We start from the raw sequence: 2,359 nt of genomic DNA on the forward strand, positions 1-2,359 counted from the left end.
GCGCTATTTCTCGCGACATAGGCGGCGCGGGCGCTGGCGACCAGCGTCTTCGTCGGCATGCAGCCGGCATTGACGCAGGTGCCGCCGAGGAATTTGCGCTCGATCAGCGCCACCTTCATGCCCTTTTCGACCATGCGGGCGGCGAGGAAGGGGCCGGCCTGGCCGCCCCCGATAACGATGGCGTCGAAGCTCTTCATGACACGACCACGATCAGCAGCGCGCCGATGACGGCGACGGCATCTTCGATGAGAGCGGCCGGCAGATCCTTACCGAAGGAGGCGGCAAGCCTACCGCGGACGGCGGCGCCACCATATGTGCCGATGACGGCGCCGATCACCCCGGCAATCAGCCCGCCGAAGAGCAGGCCGCTGGCGGCACCGATCGTGGCGCCGGCCAGCGCGCCCATGACGATGCGGGCGCCGAACTGCACGGGCACCTTGCGCGACGGCGTGGACGGCAGCTGATCGGTGATCAGTTCGACGACGGCGAGAAGCGTGAAGATCCAGGGCGTCCACTTGTAACCCATGAAGGCAAGCGGCGTCTGCGAGACATCGAACCAACCGAGTGCTGCGCCCCAGGCGACGGCGGCCGGCGCGGTCATGGCGCGAAGCCCTGATATGACACCAATCAGCAATGCAAGAAGCAGAAACATGCATGATCCCCCTTTTTGCCGGCTCTTGCCGTCGTCAGGGAAGGTTGCACATTGTCAGGCGCGTGGCAATTCGCCCTTTCGCGCCAAAGGGCTAAAGCGCGTCACGTCGACTCGGAATCATGCGACGCGCTTTAAGTCTTTGTTTTACGCACGCCGTTGTCCCAAAACGACTGCAGACTTTTGCGCGACATGCATCAGGGTGACAAATGATTTTTTTGGTGGGCTAAAACTTGATTTAAGTCAATCTGTCAGGAGGCCGCGTGTTGGTCCCAAGGGCAGTCGAACTTTCGCGCTCGGGATTGACATGGATGTCGCTGTTGAGCGAGTAAGACACTTACATCAACCAAAAATGTGTGTGGCGCGACCACCGCTTTCTCGATGAGTTCCGATTTTTCTGCATACGCGTCCGGTGATCTGCTCCGAATGATAAATGATGGAAAGGATCATGGGGAAAACTTTGCTTACAATGCGCTATCGGGGACCGTGTTTAAACGATGGCGCAAGGGGATTGACCTGGAGCCGCTCATCCAACTTCTTCAATCGGAGAAATCAAGCGAGCGTCAGCGCGGGGCGTGGTATCTTGATGAAGCTGACCCACCGGCGGACCTTATGGCCGACGTCGTTATCAAGCTGGCCGATGACCCGGTGGGCAACTGCCGATCGAGGTTTGTGGCTTATGTGACAAACTCCGGCCTCTATAGCGATGCCATTGCGGATCGTCTCGCCGCTTGCCTCCTGGACCTCGATCTCTACGTGCGAGCGAAAACGATCTTCTGGGCGGTTGTGGCCAACGACAAGACGTTTGCTCACTTTTCGGAAGCAGTCCTCGCCGGCGCCGGTACGAAGCCGTATGAGTTCAGAAATCCCGAGAATACCGCATTCTGGCGGCAGTCGGAGCGCAAGCGTGCAGTACGAGGTATCGAAATCGCTCGGCGCCTTCGCGCAGGAGAATCGGTCACGAGCATTCGTGAAAGCATGCCTGAGGAAGACAGTTTCAGTTTCGATACGTTGGCCTTTCTCAATCACGCAATAAAACGCGCCCTTGAACGCAGAGCCGCAAAAGCGGGCGCTGCCTCCAGCCCATGATGTGAGGCCAGCAAAACCAACGCAATGCGCAATCGCATCGAACGGCGCTTCAACAAGTTGAAGAATTTCTGTCGTTTGGCAACACGTTACGACAAAACCGCTTCCAGTTGCCTCGGGTTCGTCCAAATCGCCGCTCTCCGCCTTTGGAGGAAGCTATTTGTCAACAGAACCTAATTCGCAAAGGCGGCAATGCCGGTGATCGCCCGGCCGATGATCAGCGCGTGGATGTCGTGTGTGCCCTCATAGGTGTTGACGACTTCGAGGTTGACGAGATGACGGGCGATGCCGAATTCGTCGGAGATGCCGTTACCGCCGAGCATGTCGCGGGCCGCCCGCGCAATCTCCAGCGCCTTGCCGCAGCTGTTGCGCTTGAGGATCGAGGTCAGCTCCACCGGCGGGTGGCCTTCCTCCTTCATGCGGCCGAGCCGCAGGCAGCCCTGAAGGCCGAGCGAGATCTCCGCCACCATGTCGGCGAGCTTCTTCTGGATCAACTGGTTGGCGGCGAGCGGCCGGCCGAACTGCTTGCGCTCGAGCGTGTATTGCCGGGCTCTCGCATAACAATCCTCGGCAGCACCGAGCGCGCCCCAGGCGATGCCGAAACGGGCCGAGTTGAGGCAGGTA

At 59.6% G+C, this 2,359-nt stretch carries 4 protein-coding genes and 1 pseudogene; 2 read left to right on the forward strand and 3 right to left on the reverse strand.

Annotated elements, in window-relative coordinates; genetic code table 11:
* Window positions 1–197 (reverse strand): FAD-dependent oxidoreductase (locus AC1D1Z_RS36365; RefSeq protein ID WP_477853658.1); only part of this gene is annotated, 197 nt, incomplete at its 3' end.
* A complete protein-coding gene (locus AC1D1Z_RS36370) occupies window positions 194–652 on the reverse strand; it encodes a DUF4126 family protein (protein WP_168300024.1) in 459 nt (152 codons plus the stop codon). The genes AC1D1Z_RS36370 and AC1D1Z_RS36365, both read right to left, overlap by 4 nt.
* A 378-nt stretch (window positions 653–1,030) precedes the next feature.
* On the opposite strand from AC1D1Z_RS36370, the gene AC1D1Z_RS36375 reads away from it, so the two are divergent.
* Window positions 1,031–1,738: a hypothetical protein gene (locus AC1D1Z_RS36375; protein ID WP_477853660.1), complete on the forward strand. Its 708-nt coding sequence runs from the start codon at window positions 1,031–1,033 to the stop codon at window positions 1,736–1,738.
* 21 nt (window positions 1,739–1,759) lie between these two features.
* Window positions 1,760–1,912 (forward strand): annotated as a pseudogene (locus tag AC1D1Z_RS36380) (transposase); the annotation flags it as partial.
* Here AC1D1Z_RS36380 and AC1D1Z_RS36385 read toward each other — a convergent pair.
* Window positions 1,909–2,359: acyl-CoA dehydrogenase family protein (locus AC1D1Z_RS36385; RefSeq protein ID WP_477853662.1), on the reverse strand; the 451-nt coding region annotated here is incomplete at its 5' end. The pseudogene AC1D1Z_RS36380 and the gene AC1D1Z_RS36385 overlap by 4 nt on opposite strands.

Source organism: Rhizobium sp. P1_E1, assembly GCF_056406015.1.